The sequence below is a fragment of the Streptomyces sp. NPDC104367 genome (assembly GCF_055583825.1).
The window spans coordinates 1-2,850 of the sequence record NZ_JBVJND010000086.1 but is presented as its reverse complement, the minus strand read 5'-3'; the positions used below and the strand labels follow the sequence as shown (position 1 = coordinate 2,850).

Here is a 2,850-nt window from a genome sequence, read left to right as displayed (position 1 = left end):
TTGACTTTTGGCACGCTGTTGAGTTCTCAAGGAACGGTCGCTTCCTTTGTACTCACCCTCTCGGGCTTTCCTCCGGGCTTCCCTTCGGTGTTTCCAACCTTACCAGATCCGTTTTCCGTTCCGTTTCCGGTCGGAATTCATTTCCGGTGGCCTTTGGGGGCCTTTGCCTTTTCGGTTGCCTTCCGGCTCCCTTTCGGCGAGTCCGACTTTATCAGAAGTTCTTGGCCGGTCTGACCGGCCACTCATTTCTGAGTTAATCGGGGGGGGTGGCTTCGATGTTCGGAGAGAAGTCTCCGTTATGAAGCAGATCGATTCTAACGATCAGCCCTGAACCTGTCCAGTTCTAGGCAACTGTTTGAATCTACCTCCCCACCCGACCCGTGTCAACGGGTCTTCCGGGGCGAAGAGGAGACTAGCAGCTCAAGAACGGTCTCCGCACATCAGGCGGCCGTCGGGACGGACGAGCTTCGCTCCGCGTCCTCAAGGTCACCCGTCTCGCCGGCCCGTGCCGCGCGAGCGCCGATGACGAAGACGTAGGCCAGGAAGGCCAGCTCGGCCAGCACTCCGATCCCGATGCGGGCCCAGGTGGGCAGGCCGGACGGGGTGACGAAGCCTTCGATGGCCCCGGAGACGAACAGGACCAGGGCCAGGCCGATCGCCATGCCCACGGCGGCGCGGCCCTCCTCGGCCAGGGCCGCACGCCGACTGCGCGGACCCGGGTCGATGAGGGTCCAGCCGAGGCGCAGCCCCGTACCCGCGGCCACGAAGACCGCGGTGAGTTCGAGCAGTCCGTGCGGGAGAACCAGTCCCAGGAAGGTGTCCAGGCGGCCGGCCGAGGACATCAGGCCGAAGCCGACGCCCAGGTTGAGCATGTTCTCGAAGAGGATCCAGAGGACCGGGAGACCGAGGAAGACGCCCAGGACCAGGCACATCGCGGCGGCCCTGGCGTTGTTCGTCCAGACCTGGGCCGCGAAGGAGGCCGCGGGATGACTGGAGTAGTAGGTCTCGTACTCGCCGCCCGGGCGGGTCAGCTCGCGGAGCTGGTTGGGGGCCGCGATGGTCGCCTGCACCTCCGGGTGCGTGGCGATCCACCAGCCCAGGAGGATCCCGATCGCGGTGGAGACCAGCGCGGTGGGGACCCACCAGTGGCGGGAGCGGTAGACGGCGGCCGGGAACCCCTGCCCCAGGAAGCGGGCGACGTCGCGCCAGGAGGCTCGGCGGGTGCCCGTCACGGCACTGCGCGCGCGTGCCACGAGCTGGCTGAGGCGCCCGGTCAGCTGTGGATCGGGGGCGCTGGACTGGATGAGGGAGAGGTGCGTGGCGGTCCGCTGGTAGAGGAGGACGAGTTCGTCGGCCTCGGCTCCGTCGAGACGCCGCTGCCGGCGGAGCAGGGCGTCGAGACGGTCCCACTCGGCCCGGTGCGCGGAGACGAAGACGTCGAGATCCATCGGGTCTGCCTGCTCCTCGGCTGGTCGTCGACTGCCTGTCTTAGCTGTCAGCTTGTCGTACTGCGGCGCGATGCGCCCTCAGCTTGGCAGACTTGCGCTGTACAAGGCGGACCAGGGGAAGGCGGCGGGCGTGAGTGAGCTGGTGACCGGCGAGGCGGTGGCGCTCGAACTGCGCCCCGCGAGGCTGCCCAGCAGGGCGCTGGCGGTGCTGCTCGACCTGGTGGTGGCGTTCGTCGTGTACATCGGTGTCTCGCTGGCCCTGGCCCTGGCCACCGCCTCGCTGGACGACGCCGCGCAGACCGCGCTGTCGATCGCGGCGTTCCTGCTGGTGCTGGTCGGTGCGCCGATCGCGGTGGAGACGCTGACCCATGGGCGTTCGCTCGGGAAGATGGCGTGCGGGCTGCGGGTCGTGCGTGACGACGGCGGTCCCATCCGGTTCCGACACGCGTTGGTGCGCGGGGCGCTCGGTGTCGTCGAGATTCTGATGACGTTCGGGGTCGTCGCGTGTATCGCCTCGCTCGTGTCGGCGCGTGGGCGACGGCTAGGGGACGTGTTCGCCGGGACCCTGGTGGTGCGGGAGCGGGTGCCGGTCGGGCAGACCCGTTTCGTGCCGCCGCCTCCGCCCTGGCTGGCGGGACGTTTCGCCGAGCTGGACCTGTCCTCGGTCCCGGACGGGCTGTGGCTCGCCGTCCGGCAGTACCTGACGCGGATGCAGCAGCTGGATCCGCAGGTGTCCTGGGCGATGGCCGAGCGGCTCGCGGGCGACCTGGCCGCCCGGACGGGGACCCCGGCGCCGCGGGAGGTGCCGCCGGCCGCGTATCTCGCGGCGGTGGTCCAGGCACGGCAGGCCCGCGAGGCCCGCCGTGCCTTCGGCGACCACACCGCTCCCGCCCCGGGCTCCCCTTACGCCTCTCCGGCCCCGGGCGCGCCGCACACCTACGCCCAGCCGGCGACCGGAGCGCCCTTCGGGTACGCGCCTCCGCCGCCCGCGCCGACCGCGTACGGCACGATCGGGTACGGCACCCCGGTGCCCGGCGCCGCCATGGGGTACGGCGCTCAGCCGCCCGGCGCCCCCGCCGGGTACGGCCCCGCGGCGCCCGGTGCTCCCGCCGGATACGCGCCTCCGGTGCCCCCGGCGCCCGTGCCTCCGTCGCCGTATCAGCCCGGGCCCGCGGCACCGGCCGCGCCGTACACCGCACCTGCCCCTGTTCAGACTCCGGCTCCGGCTCAAGCCCCTGCTCCGGCGGTGGAGCGGGCGCCCGGCTCCGAGCCCGTCGTCGAGCGGCCGTCCACCGGGTTCGTGCCGCCGGCCTAGGTGTATTGCCCTGTGAGGTTGGGGACGCGGCTGGCGGGTGGTTTGCCTGCGAGCGCGGTGTGTCCGCGGTGGTGATTGTAGGTGTGC

3 protein-coding genes are annotated in these 2,850 nt (G+C 70.8%); 2 read left to right on the top strand and 1 reads right to left on the bottom strand.

The features are described from left to right. Positions 1–234 (top strand): hypothetical protein (locus tag ACZ619_RS45720; protein ID WP_469611971.1); only part of this gene is annotated, 234 nt, incomplete at its 5' end. Between the two features lie 206 nt (positions 235–440). Here the strand turns inward: ACZ619_RS45720 and ACZ619_RS45715 are convergent. Continuing rightward, positions 441–1,448, bottom strand: coding sequence for a stage II sporulation protein M (locus ACZ619_RS45715; protein ID WP_469611969.1), 1,008 nt, complete (start codon positions 1,446–1,448; stop codon positions 441–443). Between the two features lie 130 nt (positions 1,449–1,578). Between ACZ619_RS45715 and ACZ619_RS45710 the strand changes: the two genes are divergently transcribed. Continuing rightward, on the top strand, positions 1,579–2,763 hold the full coding sequence (locus ACZ619_RS45710; RefSeq protein WP_469611967.1) for an RDD family protein: 1,185 nt from the start codon (positions 1,579–1,581) through the stop codon (positions 2,761–2,763). The last annotated feature ends 87 nt before the right edge of the window (positions 2,764–2,850 follow it).

Coding starts and splice junctions, on each gene's coding strand:
- ACZ619_RS45715 (WP_469611969.1), bottom strand. CDS start 1,448: ATGGATCTCGACGTCTTCGTCTCCGCGCACCGGGCCGAGTGGGACCGT.